Origin of the sequence: Mitsuokella apri, assembly GCF_051886055.1 — a bacterium.
Classification (GTDB): domain Bacteria; phylum Bacillota; class Negativicutes; order Selenomonadales; family Selenomonadaceae; genus Mitsuokella.
Map to the genome: position 1 here is coordinate 35,161 of NZ_JBJEXT010000020.1, position 17,550 is coordinate 52,710.

The following is a 17,550-nucleotide window of genomic DNA, read 5'->3' on the forward strand; positions in this document are numbered from 1 at the left end:
ATTCATTCTTTTAATATCTGCGCACCGTGTGTATCGAGGTCAAGCGTCAAAATGCGTGCCTCGACATCGTGCTTCTTAAAAGCTTCAAGCATGGCCTTGCCGACTTTCTCCTCGGCATGACGGCGCTCAAGCACGTAGGCGATGAGGCAGGGACCGGCACCGCTGAGCGTTGCGCCGGCAGCGCCGGCACGGCAGGCCGCCTTGAAGACATCGTACATGCCCGGGATGAGCTCAGCGCGGTACGGCTGGTGCAGGGCATCGTCGAGGCCAAGACGCAGATAGCGCTCATTGCCGCGCGTCAAAGCTGCGACGAGCATCGAAGCGCGCCCGATGTTGAAAATCGCATCCTTCATCGGCACTTCCGTTGGCAGGACTTTGCGGGCCATGCGAGTCGAAAGCGGGAAATTCGGCACAGCTACGACAAATTTCATGCGGAAGCGCGGCAGGAAGCTGAAACAGTCGACGCGGCCATTCGTGACCGCATTGACCGTAAAGCCGCCAAAAATGGCCGGTGCCACATTGTCGGGATGTCCTTCGATATCCGTCGCGAACTGCAAAAGCTCACGGCGGTTGAAAGGATTGCCAATGAGGGCATTGGCTGCCGTAAGGCCCGCGACGATGGCGGTAGCCGAGCTGCCAAGGCCGCGCGAAAGCGGCACGCGGTTCTCCATATGGATGACTGCACCGCGGTAATCGCGGTCCTTGCCTGCTTTTTCGAGCAGATACTGGGCAGAACGCCAAACGATATTGTGATTGTCACAGGGAATATTTGTAGCGCCCTCCCCCGTCATTGTGATGGAAAGTCCCGGCTCATGCGTCAAACGCAGTTCAAGGTCATTATAGACGGTGCAGGCAAGGCCGAGACAGTCAAATCCCGGACCGCAGTTGGCACTCGTTCCGGGAACGCGTACACGAATACTTTTTTCTGTCATGCTTTACCCCCGATCTTCATTCTCGACACGAATGACATTGCGGATCTCATCAACGACCGGCAGCTCCTGCAAAGCAGCGAGAGCCTTTCCGATGCGCTTATGTTTGACAAGATGCGTGATGGCCACGATTTCTGCATGGTCCACTACGTTGCGGCGCGTCTGGATAACAGACTTCAGGCTGACACCGGCATCGCCAAAAGCCGTGGCGATGGCACCGAGCACGCCCGGTTTGTCGTCGACAAGCAGGCGCACATAGTAAGAAGAAGAGGTCTTGTCAAGCGGACAGATTTTCTTCTGTTCATAGCACGTGCAGCGCACATGGCCAAACGTGCGGTTGATGATGTCGCGTGCCACATCGATGATATCCGAGACAACAGCCGAAGCCGTCGGCAGGGAGCCTGCGCCCTGACCGTAGAACATGGCCTCGCCAATGGCATTGCCGCGCACAAAAATGGCATTATAAACGCCGTTAACAGAAGCCAGCGGATGCGTCTTGGGCAGGAAGACCGGATGAACGCGTACATCGACGCCGTGTTCGTCCGTATCCTTGCCGACGGCGAGCAGTTTGATGACATAGCCAAGGTCTTTGGCATATTCAATATCATCTGGCGTGATTTTCGTGATGCCCTCAACGGATACATCCTTGAGCTCGACGCGCGTATTAAACGCCAGGGAAGCGAGGATGGCAGCCTTGCGGGCCGCATCGAGGCCATCGACATCAGCCGAAGGATTGGCCTCAGCATAGCCCTTTGCCTGTGCTTCCTTGAGTACGGTATCGTAATCTGCCCCGCACTCCGTCATCTTTGTCAGCATGTAATTCGTCGTGCCATTGACGATACCGAGAATTTCCGTAATGCGGTTGGCCGTCAGGCACTGCTTGAGCGGCGTGATAATGGGAATGCCCCCGCCGACACTGGCCTCAAAGCGGAAATCGACATCCTTCTTTTCAGCCATGGCAAACATATCCTTGCCAAACTGTGCCACGACGTCCTTATTGGCCGTTACCACACTCTTGCCGGCTTCCATTGCCCGCAGCATATATTCGCGGGCAGGATGAATGCCGCCCATGAGCTCAACCACGACATCAATCTCAGGGTCATTCAGAATCTCTTCAATATTATCCGTCAGGTTGACATTGCCGAGATAAGGACGCGGTTTCTTCGTATCGCGCACCAGAACTGTTTTAATAGCAATCGGTGTGCCGACGCGTTCCGTAATCTGGGAACGATTCATCTCGAGCACCTTAATGACGCCGGATCCGACCGTACCGGACCCGAGCAGACCAACCTTTATGACTTTATCCATCCGACACACCTTCTCTCCTTAGGACTGACCAAGAACTTCGAGACGTTTGACACCATCGACCATGCGCAGTTTGTCGAGCAGGGCTTCAAGGTCAACCGAAAGATTGGCCGTCTCAATTGAGACCGTCGCATTGGCAACCCCCTGAAGAGGAATGCCCTGATTGATGGTCATGATGCTGCCCGAATCTGCCGAAATCGTATTGAGCACGCTCGACAGGACTCCTTTTTTGTGTTCTAAGAGCAGCGTCAGCGTGACGATTTTATTCTGGCTGGCCTCATAGAACGGGAAAACATAATCCTTGTACTTATAATACGCACTGCGCGAAAGCTCCATTTTTTCTACCGCTTCGTTGATGGTGCGGGCGTCGCCGCGCTTGAGCATCTCCTTGACACGAATCGTCTTCTTAATTGCCTCTGGCAGGATCTCCTCACGAACAAGGAAAAAACCGCTTTTATCGTTGTTCATATATTACGCCTCCAATGGATACTAATCTTTTGACAAAGGATAGTATACCATAAGATGTGCACAAATGCCAATGAAATTTCCGTATTTGTCCAAAATATAAGGATATATTTCACAAAATGTTAACTTGTTACATGCGAAAAATAAAAAAACAGCCTGCATGAACAGGCTGTAAACGTTATCATTATGATGCTTAATCGCGATGACCGGCATGAATTTTATTTTCCGTGCCATTGAGCAGGCGGACGATATTCGACTTGTGGCGGATGATGATAAAGGCCGCGGCCAGAACGCCAAAAATCGTATAGGGCAGCGGATAATGCCAGACATAGGCGAGAACCGGCACCAGCGCTGCGGCCACACAGGAGCCCAGCGAAACATACTTCGTAATCATGACAATGACGAGCCAGACAAGAAAGACGATGAGACTCGGCACCGGCATGAGCATGGCAATGACACCAAGGCCTGTCGCCACGCCCTTGCCTCCTTCGAAGTGGAGAAAGAGCGAACACGAATGACCGAAAATGGCAAGAATGCCGGCGACAACCATCAAAAGCGGTGTTCCCACGAAAGTCTCTGCAAGAAAGACACTAATCGCCCCCTTGAGGAAATCCAGCAGGAAAATCAAAAAGCCCGGTCCCTTGCCGAGTGTACGCCAGGCATTTGTCGCGCCAATGTTGTGGCTGCCGTACTCGCGCAGGTCGATATGCCAGATGAGTTTGCCGAAGACAAGGCCATTGGGGATGGAACCAAGCAGGTAGCTTGCGAGGCAGACAAGGATGACAGCAGTCATCAATAATCCTCCTCCTCTTTGCGTGCACGCACGATGAGGCGCAGCGGCGTCCCTTCAAAGCCAAACTGCTCACGCAGGCGGTTCTCGATGAAGCGCAGATACGAAAAGTGCATGAGGTCCGGATCATTGACGAAAATGATGAATTTCGGCGGGCAGATATCTGTCTGCGTCATGAAGAGAATCTTGAGCTGACGGCCGCGGTGCATCGGCGGCGGATTGATGGACACGGCATCGCGGATGAGCTCGTTTAAAACACTCGTCTTGATGCGCATGGCCTGCTGCTCTGCGACGTATTTGACAAGTTCCGTCACGCGCGTCACGCGCTGTCCAGTAAGGGCCGACGTGTAGAGCACAGGGGCATACTGCAGAAAGCCGAGCTTGTCGCGCAGTTCGTCCGTAAAGCGCAGGGTCGACTTGTCATCCTTATTCGGGTAAATATCCCACTTATTGACAACGATGACGACTCCCTTGCCCGACTCATGGGCATACCCTGCAATCTTCTTGTCCTGTTCGGTAATGCCCTCGAAGGCATTGATCATCATCAGGACGACATCGGCACGGTCAATGGCGCGCAGCGAACGCATGACGCTGTAGCGCTCGACGGGCTCGTCAATTTTGCCGCGGCGGCGCATGCCGGCCGTATCGATCAAAGTAAATTTCGTGCCATCTTTCGTGAAATGCGTATCGATGGCATCGCGCGTCGTGCCCGGCACATCGCTGACGATGACGCGCTCCTCGCCGAGAATGGCATTGACAATAGAGGATTTGCCGACATTCGGACGGCCAATGACTGCGATGCTGATCTCATCTTCATCTTTGACTTCTTCCTCTTTTTTCGGGAAAGCCGCGACAATCGCATCGAGCAGGTCGCCGAGGTTCATGGCATTCGAAGCCGAGATGGGAATCGGGTCGCCAAGGCCGAGATTGTAAAACTCGTAGACATCCATCGCGCGCTGCGGGCTGTCAATCTTGTTGACGGCCAGAATGACCGGCTTCTTTGTATTGCGCAGCAAACGTGCGACTTCTTCATCCGCCGTTGTCAGGCCGGCACGGCCGTCGACGAGAAACAGGATGACATCGGCCTCATCCATCGCCAGCTGGGCCTGCTGACGCATGGATTTCAGGATGTGATTGCTCTCGTCAAATTCAATGCCGCCTGTATCGATCATCGTGAAATGCTTGTTGAGCCATTCGGCATCGAGATAGATGCGGTCGCGCGTAACACCCGGCATATCATCGACAATTGAGACACGCTTCTTGCCAATCTGGTTGAACAGCGTGGATTTGCCGACATTCGGGCGGCCGACAATCGCCACGATTGGTTTGCTCATATTCATCCCTCTTTCTATAAAAAATTAACTTCGTAAATCTGTATCAGTACTGGATATTCTTCGTGTACCCCGCATTGCTCTGCCACATATAGGCCGTCTCACCGGCACGGCGCTTAGCATAATGCGGCCAGTCAAACAGGGCCTTGTAGTAGTCCGCCCCTGTCTGCACCGGCTCGATGCGGCTCTCAGGAAACTTTTCCCGCATCTCCGCAAGGCTCACATCATCGAGGAAGATGTCCTCGCCCGAACGCAGCGCAGACTCCGGAATCAAAATGCCGTCGCGCTTTCCCGGAAGTTCCTGAAGCTCTGCAATGATGTCATGCGCAGTCAGCAGGCCTGAAACGTTGACCGTCGGACCAAAGTGATGGTTGACGACCGGCACAATGCGCACCTTGAGATGCGGCAGTTTCTTTTCTGCCTGCGCCGCGAGCTCGCGCATGACAGGAGCCACAGCTGTACCTGTCACGACATCGAGATGAAGCACTTCCTGCGCAGCAAGCTCCCCTGCCTCTGTCTTTGCCTCCTGCTGCCAGTCGTTGATGAAATTGCGCGTGAGGCCGATGCCATTGTCGAGCTGAGGGAAACCATCGTAAAACTCCGTAGGCGGCACAGGGCGGCCGGCAAGGAAATAAAATTCATCGCCGAGGTAAATGAACGTGCGTCCCTCTTCTTCCTGAATCTTTTTCTGCCATTTTTCGACTTCATCAATGACGCGGGCAGCCCCCTCTGCGTCGAACTGATGCAGCGGGAACGGGTCCGTGCGGTACTTCGTGATGCCGACCGGCACGATGGCCAGCGAAAGCGCATGCGGCCGGCGGGCCACGACTTCACGAATCGTGCGCTCGAGTTCCTTACCATCGTTGAGGCCGGCACAGAGCACGACCTGCGTGTGGTAGTCCGCCCCTGCCTCTTCCAGATTGTCGAGCTGTTCGGCGATCCTTGCCGCACCGGGGCAGCGCAGCATCTGTGCGCGCAGTTCTGGGTTCATGCACTGCACAGAGACAAAGAGCGGGGACAGATGAAACTGTTTGATGCGCTTAAAATCATTCGGCCCCATATTCGTCATGGTGACGAAGTTGCCATAAAGAAAGGACAGGCGGTAATCATCGTCCTTGATGGAGAGACTCTGACGCATATTCGGTGCAATCATATCAACGAAGCAGAAATAGCAGTGATTGGCACAATTGCGGATGCCGTCAAAAACAGCCGACTCGAATTCGACGCCGAGCTCTTCATCGAAATCCTTTTCAAAGGAAATCATTTCCTGCTCACCGTCTTTGTGCTCGACAAGCATATCGATTTCCTCGTCCGCCATGGCAAAGCTCAGGTCGATGATATCGCGCAGTCCCTGCCCATTGATTTCAAGGATCTTATCACCCGGCACGAGCTCGAGTTCTTCGGCAAGGCTTCCAGGATGGACGCGCAGGATGATTCCCGGATAATATTTGCTCATTTTTTTACTCTCTTACACTACAAACAAAGGAGTGATGCATAAATCATCACTCCTCAGAATGTCATATCTTATTTTTGAACGCAGGCGTCCTATTAGTCACGAGCTTTCGTGATGGACAGCGAGATACGTTTGCGCTTCGTGTCGATGCGCAGGATCTTGACACGTACTTCATCACCGACATGAACGGCTTCGTCAGCGCGCTCGATGCGCTTGTCAGCGAGTTCGCCCATCGGGATCAGGCCGTCAAAGCCCGGCTCGATTTCCATGAAGGCACCGAAGTCCGTCAGTTTGATGACTTTGCCTTCGATGATCTGGCCTTCGCTGTACTTCTCAGCATGGTCATACCACGGGTCACGCATCGTGTCTTTAACGGACAGCGAAATGCGCTTCGTCTCCGGGTCAACGCTCTTGACGTAAACGTCGAGTTCCTGACCAACTTCGAGAACATCCGACGGATGCTTAACGCGGTGCCAAGCGAGGTCGGAGATGTGAGCGAGGCCGTCTACGCCGCCGATATCGATGAAAGCACCGTAATCAACGAGGCGTTTAACCGTACCGCGTACCGTCTGGCCAGCTTCGAGCGTGGAGAAGACTTCTTCTTCCTTCTTAGCGCGCTCAGCTTCGAGAATAGCACGGCGGGAAAGAACGAGGCGCTGCTTGTGAACATCGATCTCGATGATCTTGGCATCAACCGTCTGACCGACATAAACGGACAGATCTTTGACGAAGTGGAGTTCCATCTGGGATGCCGGAATGAAGCCGCGCAGGCCTTCAACGGAAGCAACAAGGCCGCCCTTGACTACCTGAGTGATATGAGCCTGAACCGTCTCATCTGCTTCCTTCTTCTTCTCCATTTCCTTCCAAGCGACCATGCGGTCAGCTTTTACCTTGGAGAGAATGCCGCCGTTGTCGCCGCCAAGGGATACGATGAAAACTTCAATCTCATCGCCAACCTTAACAACATCCTCTGCGGATTCCGGAGCCGGATAAGCCAGCTCGCGCTTCGGGATAGGAATCTCCTGCTTGTATCCAATATCGACATAAGCCTCGTCGCGGTTCACCTGAACGACTTTACCTTTTACAGTGGTGCGTTCCTGGAGATCCGGCAGGGACTCCTGCGCTAATAATTCTTCCATGTTCATCTGTTCTGACACTTTTTATATACCTCCTTGATAATCCAGTCCGGTGTAGAAGCACCAGCTGTAATACCAATTTTTTTTATTTTGTCAAACCACTCGTCCCGCAGCTCCGCTGCAGTTTCGATATGGTAAGTCAGGCACTTCTCGGAACAAAGCTGTGCAAGCCTTGTCGTGTTGGCACTGTTCTTGCCGCCGATGACCAGCATGAGGTCAACCTTGCTGGCAAGATCTATGGCAGCGGCCTGTCGCTGGTCTGTCGCCGTACAGATGGTTCGCAGGATTCTGATATCCCTTGACTTCTCCAGAAGACGCATGACAATCTGCCGGAAGCGCGCTCCTGAAAATGTCGTCTGACACACGATGCCGAGTCTGCCGCAGGGTTCAAGCTTTTCTGCTTCTTCCTCCGTCTCAATGATCTGTGCCTTGCCCGAAGACCATTCAAAAATACTTTTGACCTCCGGATGTTCCTTTTCTCCGATGATGACCACACTGTACCCTTCATCCACGAGCTCTTTGGCCGAAAGCTGCGCTTTCTTGACATGAGGACAGGTCGCATCGACCAGGTTCAGGCCGCGTTTCTCTGCCTCATCGTAGACCTGCGGGCCTACGCCGTGCGAGCGAATGATGATGGTCCCTTTCTCCATATCCTCCAGGCGGTTTACCGAGCCGACGCCTTCGCGCCGCAGCCGGTCGACCATCTGCGGATTGTGGATGATGGGGCCGAGTGTACAGGAGGTCCCGTCTGCGGAAGCATTTTCCCTGGCAATCTTGATGGCGCGCTTGACGCCGTAGCAAAATCCCAGATAATCTGCTAAGATGACTTCCATACATCTACCACCATAAATCATATTCTTGCAAAACGCCCAGAAGGCTTTTTTACAATCTATAGCCTAGTATATCATGCCTAAGGGCGTCAGGCAAATGGTTTTATGAAATTTTTTCAATTTCTTCCCGCATCTTCGCAATATGTGCCATGATTTCCTGCGAAAAAGCGGCGAGCTGCTCCTTATCGCGGCGGTCGCCCTTAAAATACATGGGCTTGCCGTAGGCGACGCGGAGCTTCGGCAGGAAGCCGCCGTTCTGCAGGATGTGGTCTGTGCCGATAATGCAGGCAGGCACGACGGGAGCGCCGCTCATCGCTGCAATGAGGCCGACACCGGCCTCTGCCTTATGCTGATGGCCGTCCCGGCTGCGCGTGCCTTCGGGAAAAAGCCCGAGTACATGGCCCATCTTCAGGACCTGCAGGGCAGCTTTGATGGCACCGCGGTCGGCCGCGCCGCGTTTTACAGGAAAGGCATGGCAGCTGCGGATGGCCGCGCCAAAAATCGGATGCTCAAAGAGTTCAATCTTGGCCATGTAGCTGACAGGACGCAGGATGAACGTCGCCAAAAGCGGCGGGTCCCAGTTGCTCAGATGATTAGCGGCAAGGATGGCGGGACCTTCTTTAGGCAGATTTTCTTTGCCATACGTCTTTGTGCGAAAGACGATGCCAAAAAGCAGACTGAAAATGACGCGCAAAATCGTATACAGCATCGAATCACCTGCACATTCCGACAATCTTAGCGACAACTTCAGGAATCGTCAATCCAGTCGTATCGAGCAGCGCCGCATCGTCGGCCTGTACGAGCGGCGAGATTTCACGCTCCATATCGGCCTTGTCGCGCGCGGCGATATCATGCTGGATATCTGCCAATTTAACATCCATTCCCTTATCGCAAAGTTCCTTATAGCGGCGTTTGGCTCTTTCTTCAATGGAAGCCGTCAAATAAATCTTGACATCGGCATTCGGCAGAACATTTGTGGCAATGTCACGGCCGTCCATGAGCACACCGCCGCGCTCTGCCATTTTGCGCTGCAGCGCGACCATCTTCTCGCGCACAGGGCCAAGGGCTGCGACCTTCGAGACAATATGGCTGACAGCCGGCGTGCGGATTTCGCTCGTGACATCCACACCATCGACGCGTACAGTCGTTTTGCCCTGTTCATAGGCAAGGTCCACATCGATATCCGGCACAACCGCAAGAATGGCCTCATCCGTCACCTCACCGCCCTGCTGCAGGACTTTCCAGGCAACAGCGCGGTACATCGCGCCTGTATCGATGTATGTATAGCCGAGCTCCTTCGCTGCCAGCTGGGCCACGGTGCTTTTGCCCGCGCCGGCCGGACCGTCGATTGCTACTACGAGTTTTTTCAAGACTGATTCCCCCAAATGCAAAATAAATATCTGTTGTCCCAGTTTCCTGTTCTTCCGCGTCAACCGTCATGCCTGCAGATTGGCCAGGGTGCTGTAAAAAGCCGGATACGAGATATTCACGCATTCCGGTTTTTCGATGACAGCGCCTTCGCCGGCTGTGCCGAGAATGGCCAGTGACATGGCCATGCGGTGGTCATCATAGGAGAAGCAGGAGCCCGTTTTGACCTTTGTGCCGCCGTGAATGACGAGGCCATCAGCGCTGGCTTCTACAGACCCCGGTGCCAGCTTGTTGAATTCATCCGTAATGGCCTGCAGGCGGTCGGTCTCCTTGACGCGCAGCTCACCGGCTCCCGTAATCACGGTATCGCCTTCCGCAAAGAGTGCGGCCACGGCGATGACCGGGATTTCGTCAATCAGGCGCGGCATGATTTCTGCGCCAAACGAGACACCATGGAGCTTCGAAGCTTCTACGCGGATATCCGCTGCGGCTTCGCCGCCGCTCGTACGCTCATTTTCAAGCGAGATTTTTGCGCCCATATCCTGCAGAACATCGAGAATGCCCGTGCGCGTCGGATTGACGCCGACATTTTTGAGCAGCAGTCTGCTCTGCGGCACAATGGCACCGGCTACCAGCCAATAAGCTGCCGAACTGATATCGCCCGGCACTTCGATAGCTTCGGGCGCCGTAAATTCCTGTACCGGCTGAATGGTCACAGCTGTACCCTTTTTCTCTGTGTGCACGCCAAACGCCTCAAGCATGCGTTCCGTATGGTCCCTCGATGTGAACGGCTCAACGACCGTTGTCGCGCCGTCGGCGTACATGCCGGCGAGCAGGATGGCCGATTTGACCTGAGCACTCGCTACAGGGCTTTCATAGACCATGCCATGCAGTTTTTCTCCTGCCGGCACAATTGTGATAGGAAGCTTCGTATTATTTTCGCGGCCAAAAATCTTTGCGCCCATCTGACGAAGCGGCTTAATCACGCGGCCCATCGGGCGTTTGTGCAATGAAGCATCGCCCGTAAACGTCGTCAGAAACGGCTGCGGCGCGAGAATTCCCATCATGAGGCGCAGAGTCGTACCGGAATTTCCTGCATCGATGATAGAAGAAGGTTCCTGCAAGCCGTGCAGGCCATGACCGCAGACCGTGAGTTCCGTATCGGATATGAAGTTGACATCTGCTCCGAGTGCACGCATGCAGGCCGCCGTTGACAGGCAGTCCTGTGCGTGCAGGAAATTCGTGATATGCACAGGTGTCGAGCCCAGTGCCGAAAACATGACGCTGCGGTGTGAAATGGACTTATCGCCGGGAATCACGATTTCTCCGTGCAGTCCCTTTTTCGCCTTGCCAATCATCTTCGTATTTTCCATGAGAGTTCCCCCCTGATACTTAGCAGAATCAATCGTCGTTCCAGACGCTCCAGCAGCCTGCGGCATTGCCCATTGAAAAAGCGGCCTGCAGATTGTAACCGCCCGTGTAGGCATCGACATCCGTGACCTCGCCGGCAAAGTAAAGACCCGGCACGAGCTTCGACTCCATCGTCTTCGGATTGATCTCGCGCACGGAAACGCCGCCGGCTGTCACAATGGCCTCAGCCAAAGGCCGTGTCTTCGTAATGGTCAGCGTCAAATGCTGCAGCGTTTCCACAAGGCGATGGCGCTCCTCGGCCGTGACCTGATGCACGGGCTTTTCCGGCTCCAGATAGGCATAATCAAGCACCGGCTCGATGAGTTTATGCGGCAGAAGGTCAAGCAAGCCATTCTTCAGCGATTTGCGGATGTATTTTTCAAAGTCGCGCTGAATGCGTGCATCGAGCTTTTCCGGCGTCAAAGCAGGCTTTAAATTAAGCTCAAGTTCGACAAGCTTCTTTTGAGCGAGACACGCCGCGGCCCTGCGGCTCAGGGAAAGAATAATCGGCCCCGTCACGCCAAAATGCGTGAACATCATCTCGCCAAACATTTCCTGAACTTTTTCGCCATCTGCTAAAAGCGTTGCCCGCACATTGCGCAGGGAAAGTCCCTGTACATCCTTTACCCAGTCTTCTTCTGTCTCCAAAGGCACCAGCGACGGGCGCAGCGGCACAATCGTATGGCCGAGTTTCTTGGCCATCTCATAGCCGTCGCCGCTTGAGCCCGTGCCCGGATACGATGCACCGCCGACGGCGAGGATCACGGCATCGGCTTTATAATGCGCTCCGGACTTTGTGCGCACGCCGGCCACGCGGCCATCCTGCGTCAAAATATCCGCTACAGGCGTCTCGAGCTCGATTTTCACGCCGAGCTCATGCAGGCGGTGTACCATGGCATCCACAACGTCCTGCGCCTTATCGCTGACCGGAAAAACGCGGTTGCCGCGCTCCACCTTGACCGGCACGCCCTGTCCGCGGAAAAATTCCATGACGTCCTGATTGTCAAAAGCACGCATGGAACTGTTCAGAAAGGCGCCGTTGCCATGAATCTGACGGATGATCTCCGGTACATCAGCGGCATTCGTGATATTGCAGCGGCCCTTGCCCGTAATCATCATCTTGCGCCCGGGCTTTTTCATTTTTTCAAGCAGCGTGACTTCTGCGCCGTTTTCGGCGGCACGGATAGCTGCCATCATGCCGGCAGGACCGGCTCCTATGACCAGAATCTGTTTCATTTCATTAATCCCGCCAATCTGTAGAGCATAGCGACTTCCTCCTCTGTCAGCGCGCGGTGATGGCCCCGCGGCACGCCCTTGAGCGTGAGGCCGGCAAACTGCACGCGCTTCAGTGCTTTGACATCGCAGCCGACTGCCGCAAACATGCGGCGCACCTGACGGTTGCGCCCTTCATGAATCGTGATTTCCACGCGCGAAAGACCGCGTCTTTGGTCATTTGGCTCAGGGTCCGGCAGCATGCGGACCTTTGCCGGTGCCGTCGGACCATCTTCCAAAAGAATGCCCTGCCTGAGTTTCATGATTTTTTCGTGCGTCAAATTTCCCGTCACGCGGGCGTGATACGTCTTCTCCACTTCAAATTTTGGATGCAGCAGACCATTCATGAGCCCGCCGTCATTCGTAATGAGCAGGAGGCCTTCTGTATTGTTGTCAAGGCGGCCAACCGGATAAACGCGTTCTTTGACCTTGGGCAAAAGGTCGAGCACGGTGCGCCGCCCGCGGTCGTCCTTCGCCGTGGAAAGAAAGCCCTTCGGCTTATTGAGCAGCAAATAGACATGCTGCTCACTTTCCCTTATTTTTTTGCCATCCACGGTGATTTCGTGTGCAGCAGGGTCAAATTTCTGCCCGAGCTCCTGCACAATCCTGCCATCTACGGCCACACGGCCCTCTAATATCATCTTTTCCGCGGCACGCCTTGAAGCAAGGCCGGCCTGACTGATGATTTTCTGCAGTCTCTCCTCTTGCATCCTATCAAGCCTTTCCGTTAAACAGGGAAGTCAGGAAATGCCAGACCGTCAGGAAGAACGAGCGGCGCGTGATATCAGCCCCTGCAACGAGGTCCGTTGATGCCACTTCCTTATCGTCAAGTTCCACGACAAAACGGCCGACAGTATCCCCCTCCTTGATGGGGGCACGCAGGTCCTTGACTTCCACATGTGTCTGATACGTTTTATCGGTATCCTTGAGTTTGGCCAGCGTCAGGGTGCTGGCTGCTTTGAGCGGCAGCTTTTTCCCCGAGGCACCGGAAACAGCCGCATAATCCACGATATCATCCTTGTTGACGAGAGTTTCCGGCTCGACATGGGCAAAACCGTAGTCCAGCAGCTTAATCGAGTCATTCCACATATAGACGGAGTCCAATACGACCGCCACGAGCTGCATGCCGTCTTTCTTGGCCCCCGAAACAAGACAGCGGCCGGCCGCATCGGTATAGCCGGTCTTGACGCCGTTGCTGCCGCGATAGAGCCAAAGCATCTGATTCTCGTTGCGCAGATGATGTGAAGGATCCTTAACCCAGTCAAAGTCAATCTCCTTTGTGCTGACAATATCCTCAAAGCCCGGCACCGTGTAGCCGTAGGCCGTAATCAGCGCGAGGTCATATGCTGTCGTGTAATGGTCATCGCGCGGCAGGCCGTTGGCATTGGCAAAATTCGTATTGACCGCGCCGATTTCGTGGGCCTTGGCCGTCATCATCGCGGCAAATTTGTCAACAGAACCCGCAATATGCTCAGCCACAGCCACCGTTGCATCGTTGCCCGAATGCATCATCATGCCGTAAAGCAAATCGCCCATGCGGATTTTTTCACCGGCCTCGAGCCAGAGCGTCGAGCCCTCCGTGCCCGCCGCATTGCTGCTGACCGTCACGATATCATCCATATTCGAATGTTCGAGTGCGAGAATCAGCGTCATGATCTTCGTCGTGCTGGCCGGAAAGCGGCGGTCATCCTTATTGCGCGCATAGATGACCTGTTTTGAGGCCGCATCGATGACGACGGCGGAACGGGCCGTCAGATTCTGCAAAGGATCGTCAGGGCTCACGACAAGGTCCGGGATATCGGGCCGCGGCATTTCCTTAATATCATAAACTGCCTCTGCCTGTACCGGCTTTACAAAAAATTGCGGGGCAAGGAACGTAAAGGCCATGCTTCCAGCCAGCAGCAGACGGACATATTTTCTTTTTTTCAATCTGAATTCAAACTCCTTATATTCCCTCTGGGAATGATAGATACATCTTATTCTATCATTCTCCCTGTCCCATCGCAATAATGCAGGCAGCAAAGTCTCTGAAAAGTTCTCAGCACACCAAAGTCAGCGTTTCCTGACCTTTCCAGCGCCGACAATGTCTTCAAGAGCCCTGCATGTCTCTTTGCTGCCGTCAAGCCAGAATTGTTCACGGGCCTTCTGCCAATGTCCTCCCGAATGGAAAAATGTCGCATGTTCGCCATGGTGCTTTTTTATAAGTTCTTTCATGGCTGTGCGCTTTTCTTCCGGCAAGCCCCCATCGGGCAGTTCGATATAATAGGCAAAGCGGTAGTCCGCCAGCGGCCAGATATTGTCAGCCAGCAGCTTGACCGTTTCCTCATTCAAATCAATATGTCCCTGTATGACAACGGCGGTATCGGGAACGAGCAGATTCATATGCTGATAGAAGGTACGCGGAAACACCGTGACCTCCATCTGGTCCGTAAAGTCCTCGATGGTCAAAAAGCACATCGTATCGCCTTTTTTCGTCGTGATGCGCTTGGCCTCGGTCAGCATGCCGCCGATGCGCACAACCTGTTTATCGCGGACAGCATCCGGCTGCAGGCTGCCGATGCGCGGCAGATTCTCAAGCTGCTCTGCATACTGGTCGAGCGGATGGCCCGTGATATAGAAGCCCGTTGCTTCTTTTTCCCAACTTAAGAGTTCCGCCTTCGGCACCTCGGGGATATCCGGCAGCTGCGTCATGCCCGTCTCCTCAATGGTTTCCTCAGAAAAAAGTCCCATCTGGCCGCTCAGGGCATCCTTCTGCTGCTGGGCAGCTTCCGTAAGGGTCTGCGGTAAAATGTGCAAAAGCTGGCTGCGCTTGGCGCCGAGTGAGTCAAACGCCCCGCATTTAATGAGACTTTCCGTGACGCGCCGGTTGACAACGCGCGTATCCACGCGGCGGCAGAAATCCGCAAGCGACGTAAAAGGCCCGCCCTCCTCACGGATGCTCGCGACTTTTTCAATGGCTGCCTCGCCAACATTCTTGACGGCAGCGAGGCCAAAGCGGATGGCCTTGCCATCGACGCTGAAATACGCCGAGCTCGCATTGATATCCGGGGGCAGAATTTTGATGCCCATACGGCGGCAGAGCTCGATATACGTTGAGACTTTTGGCGTATCCATGATGCTTGTGAGCATCGCGGCCATGAATTCGGCCGGATAATGCGCTTTGAGATAAGCCGTCTGCCACGCGACAAGAGCATACGCCGCGCTGTGCGATTTATTGAAACCATAGTCGGCAAAATGCGTTAAGAGGTCAAAGATGGTATTGGCAAGGCCCGCCTCGATGTGGTTCTTCTCGCAGCCATTGAGAAAGTTTTCTTTCTGCGCCATCAGGATTTCATGTTTCTTCTTGCCCATGGCACGGCGCAGAAGGTCGGCCTGACCGAGCGTAAAGCCCGCGAGCACCTGCACAATCTGCATGACCTGTTCCTGATAGAGCACGACGCCAAACGTCTCCTTAAGGATTGGTTCCAAAAGAGGATGCATATAGGTGACTTCCTTCTCCCCATGACGGCCGGCAATGAAGTCCTCGACCATGCCGCTGCCGAGAGGTCCCGGACGGTAGAGGGCCACGAGCGGGATGAGGTCGGCAAAATTCTCCGGCGCAAGGTCGCGCACGAGCTGCGTCATGCCCGCCGACTCCATCTGGAACACGGCGCCCGTCTTGCCCTCACAGAGCATTTTCGACGTCATTTCGTCCGTCAGCGGGATTTTGTCGATGTCGACTTTCTCGTGGCGGCTTTTCTCGATGTTGGCAATGGTATCGCTGATGACCGTCAGCGTGCGCAGGCCAAGGAAGTCCATCTTAAGCAGGCCGAGTTCCTCGACGTGGTCTTTGTCGTATTCCGTGACGAGCGTGCCCTCGGAAATCGAGACCGGCACATAGTCCGTCAGCGGATGGCGCGCAATCACGACGCCGGCGGCGTGTGTCGAGGAATGGCGCGGCAGGCCCTCAATCTTGCGTGCCAGGTCGATAAGGCGCTTGACATCAGGATTGCTCTCATAGGCTTTGCGGAAATCCGCCGACTCCTGCATGGCCTTGTCAAGTGTGATTTTAAGTTCATTCGGCACGAGCTTGGCAATTTCCGAGACTTCCGCATACGGCAGATTGAGCACGCGGCCGACATCGCGGATCGCGCCCTTCGCGGCCATCGTGCCGAACGTGACAATCTGGGCGACATGGTCGTAGCCATAGCGTTCCTTGACGTAGTCGATGACTTTGCCGCGCTGGATATAGTCAAAATCGACATCGATATCCGGCATCGTCACGCGTTCCGGATTGAGGAAACGCTCAAAGAGCAAATCGTACTTCAAGGGGTCGAGGTTCGTGATGCCGAGGAGATACGCGACAATACTGCCTGCCGCCGAGCCGCGCCCCGGTCCGACGCCAATGCCGTGCTCGCGCGAATAATTGATGAAATCCCAGACAATCAGAAAATAACTGTCATAACCCATGCGGTGAATGATGCCCAGCTCGTATTCGAGGCGTTCGCGTACCTTGTCCGTGACCTCAGGATACCGCCGCAGCAGATTTTCCTCGCAGAGATGGCGCAGATAGGCTTCATCATCTTTATAAGGTGCAGGAATCGGGTAATACGGCAGCTGCAGATGGCCGAATTCAAAGTCGACCTGACAGCGCGCCGCTATCTTTTCCGTGTTCGCGACAGCCTCAGGATAGTCGGGAAAAAGTGCGGCCATTTCCTCTGGGGATTTCAGATAGTAGTCATCACTTGGGAAACGCATGCGGTCAGGGTCATCGAAGGTCTTGTTCATCTGGATGCACAGCAGAATATCGTGGAATTCGCTGTCCTCGCGGTGCACGTAATGAAGGTCGTTGGTCGCGACCAGGCCGACATCGTATTTCTTCGCCAGCTCTACGAGGCCGACATTGGCCTTGCGTTCTTCCGGCAGGCCATGGTTCTGGATTTCGAGGAAGAAATTATCGCGGCCAAAGATATCGAGGTATTCACGCACCAGCGCATCCGCGCGTTCCTTGTTATCCTGCAGCAGCGCGCGCGGGATTTCACCGGCAATGCAGGCCGACAGGCAGATGATGCCTTCATGATACTTGCGCAGAAGCTCTTTATCGACACGCGGTTTATAGTACATGCCCTCGATATTTGCCAAAGAGACAAGCTTGACGAGGTTGCGGTAGCCCGTCTGATTCTCAGCGAGCAGAATCAAATGATAATAGCGCACGCCATTGATTTCGCGGTGTTCCTGACGCGCGCCCGGTGCGACGTAGACCTCACAGCCGATGATGGGCT

General features: G+C 54.5%; 15 protein-coding genes. All 15 read right to left on the reverse strand.

Features of this window, described 5'->3' with window-relative positions:
• Positions 1 to 2: 2 nt before the first annotated feature.
• Positions 3 to 932, reverse strand: coding sequence for a homoserine kinase (gene thrB, locus ACI4OH_RS02050; RefSeq protein ID WP_439784054.1), 930 nt, complete (start codon positions 930 to 932; stop codon positions 3 to 5).
• Positions 933 to 935: 3 nt separating this feature from the next.
• Entirely contained in the window at positions 936 to 2,237 is a 1,302-nt protein-coding gene (locus ACI4OH_RS02055) for a homoserine dehydrogenase (RefSeq protein ID WP_439784055.1), read from the reverse strand.
• 18 nt (positions 2,238 to 2,255) lie between these two features.
• Entirely contained in the window at positions 2,256 to 2,702 is a 447-nt protein-coding gene (locus ACI4OH_RS02060) for an ACT domain-containing protein (protein ID WP_295635359.1), read from the reverse strand.
• 190 nt (positions 2,703 to 2,892) lie between these two features.
• On the reverse strand, positions 2,893 to 3,492 hold the full coding sequence (plsY, locus tag ACI4OH_RS02065; RefSeq protein ID WP_435721350.1) for a glycerol-3-phosphate 1-O-acyltransferase PlsY: 600 nt from the start codon (positions 3,490 to 3,492) through the stop codon (positions 2,893 to 2,895).
• Positions 3,492 to 4,823, reverse strand: a complete 1,332-nt coding sequence (gene der / locus ACI4OH_RS02070) for a ribosome biogenesis GTPase Der (protein ID WP_435721349.1) — start codon at positions 4,821 to 4,823, stop codon at positions 3,492 to 3,494. Before der ends, plsY begins: the two co-directional genes overlap by 1 nt.
• 43 nt (positions 4,824 to 4,866) lie before the next feature.
• Entirely contained in the window at positions 4,867 to 6,276 is a 1,410-nt protein-coding gene (locus ACI4OH_RS02075) for a DUF512 domain-containing protein (RefSeq protein WP_432646216.1), read from the reverse strand.
• 92 nt (positions 6,277 to 6,368) lie between these two features.
• Complete coding sequence (rpsA, locus tag ACI4OH_RS02080) at positions 6,369 to 7,412, reverse strand: 30S ribosomal protein S1 (protein ID WP_432646217.1); 1,044 nt, start codon at positions 7,410 to 7,412, stop codon at positions 6,369 to 6,371.
• A gap of 2 nt (positions 7,413 to 7,414) precedes the next feature.
• Positions 7,415 to 8,242: a 4-hydroxy-3-methylbut-2-enyl diphosphate reductase gene (gene ispH, locus ACI4OH_RS02085; protein WP_439784056.1), complete on the reverse strand. Its 828-nt coding sequence runs from the start codon at positions 8,240 to 8,242 to the stop codon at positions 7,415 to 7,417.
• A 100-nt stretch (positions 8,243 to 8,342) separates the two neighbouring features.
• Positions 8,343 to 8,948, reverse strand: a complete 606-nt coding sequence (locus tag ACI4OH_RS02090; protein WP_439784057.1) for a lysophospholipid acyltransferase family protein — start codon at positions 8,946 to 8,948, stop codon at positions 8,343 to 8,345.
• A gap of 4 nt (positions 8,949 to 8,952) precedes the next feature.
• Positions 8,953 to 9,609, reverse strand: a complete 657-nt coding sequence (gene cmk / locus ACI4OH_RS02095) for a (d)CMP kinase (RefSeq protein WP_432646221.1) — start codon at positions 9,607 to 9,609, stop codon at positions 8,953 to 8,955.
• A gap of 66 nt (positions 9,610 to 9,675) precedes the next feature.
• Positions 9,676 to 10,980, reverse strand: coding sequence for a 3-phosphoshikimate 1-carboxyvinyltransferase (gene aroA, locus ACI4OH_RS02100; protein ID WP_432646222.1), 1,305 nt, complete (start codon positions 10,978 to 10,980; stop codon positions 9,676 to 9,678).
• Positions 10,981 to 11,008: 28 nt separating this feature from the next.
• Positions 11,009 to 12,253: a BaiN/RdsA family NAD(P)/FAD-dependent oxidoreductase gene (locus ACI4OH_RS02105; protein WP_432646223.1), complete on the reverse strand. Its 1,245-nt coding sequence runs from the start codon at positions 12,251 to 12,253 to the stop codon at positions 11,009 to 11,011.
• Positions 12,250 to 12,999 (reverse strand): pseudouridine synthase, encoded by a 750-nt coding sequence (locus ACI4OH_RS02110; protein WP_439784058.1) that lies wholly within the window; start codon positions 12,997 to 12,999, stop codon positions 12,250 to 12,252. The genes ACI4OH_RS02105 and ACI4OH_RS02110 overlap by 4 nt, the downstream gene beginning before the upstream one ends.
• 4 nt (positions 13,000 to 13,003) lie before the next feature.
• Positions 13,004 to 14,218, reverse strand: a complete 1,215-nt coding sequence (locus ACI4OH_RS02115) for a D-alanyl-D-alanine carboxypeptidase family protein (RefSeq protein ID WP_435721348.1) — start codon at positions 14,216 to 14,218, stop codon at positions 13,004 to 13,006.
• A 123-nt stretch (positions 14,219 to 14,341) separates the two neighbouring features.
• Positions 14,342 to 17,550, reverse strand: a 3,209-nt coding sequence (locus tag ACI4OH_RS02120; RefSeq protein WP_439784059.1) for a DNA polymerase III subunit alpha, incomplete at its 5' end; no start/stop codon positions are given.

Bases quoted from the DNA above. Each gene is read 5' to 3' on its own strand.
- thrB (WP_439784054.1), bottom strand. From the start codon at position 932: ATGACAGAAAAAAGTATTCGTGTACGCGTTCCCGGAACGAGTGCCAAC.
- ACI4OH_RS02055 (WP_439784055.1), bottom strand. From the start codon at position 2,237: ATGGATAAAGTCATAAAGGTTGGTCTGCTCGGGTCCGGTACGGTCGGA.
- ACI4OH_RS02060 (WP_295635359.1), bottom strand. From the start codon at position 2,702: ATGAACAACGATAAAAGCGGTTTTTTCCTTGTTCGTGAGGAGATCCTG.
- plsY (WP_435721350.1), bottom strand. From the start codon at position 3,492: ATGACTGCTGTCATCCTTGTCTGCCTCGCAAGCTACCTGCTTGGTTCC.
- der (WP_435721349.1), bottom strand. From the start codon at position 4,823: ATGAGCAAACCAATCGTGGCGATTGTCGGCCGCCCGAATGTCGGCAAA.
- ACI4OH_RS02075 (WP_432646216.1), bottom strand. From the start codon at position 6,276: ATGAGCAAATATTATCCGGGAATCATCCTGCGCGTCCATCCTGGAAGC.
- rpsA (WP_432646217.1), bottom strand. From the start codon at position 7,412: ATGGAAGAATTATTAGCGCAGGAGTCCCTGCCGGATCTCCAGGAACGC.
- ispH (WP_439784056.1), bottom strand. From the start codon at position 8,242: ATGGAAGTCATCTTAGCAGATTATCTGGGATTTTGCTACGGCGTCAAG.
- ACI4OH_RS02090 (WP_439784057.1), bottom strand. From the start codon at position 8,948: ATGCTGTATACGATTTTGCGCGTCATTTTCAGTCTGCTTTTTGGCATC.
- aroA (WP_432646222.1), bottom strand. From the start codon at position 10,980: ATGGAAAATACGAAGATGATTGGCAAGGCGAAAAAGGGACTGCACGGA.
- ACI4OH_RS02105 (WP_432646223.1), bottom strand. From the start codon at position 12,253: ATGAAACAGATTCTGGTCATAGGAGCCGGTCCTGCCGGCATGATGGCA.
- ACI4OH_RS02110 (WP_439784058.1), bottom strand. From the start codon at position 12,999: ATGCAAGAGGAGAGACTGCAGAAAATCATCAGTCAGGCCGGCCTTGCT.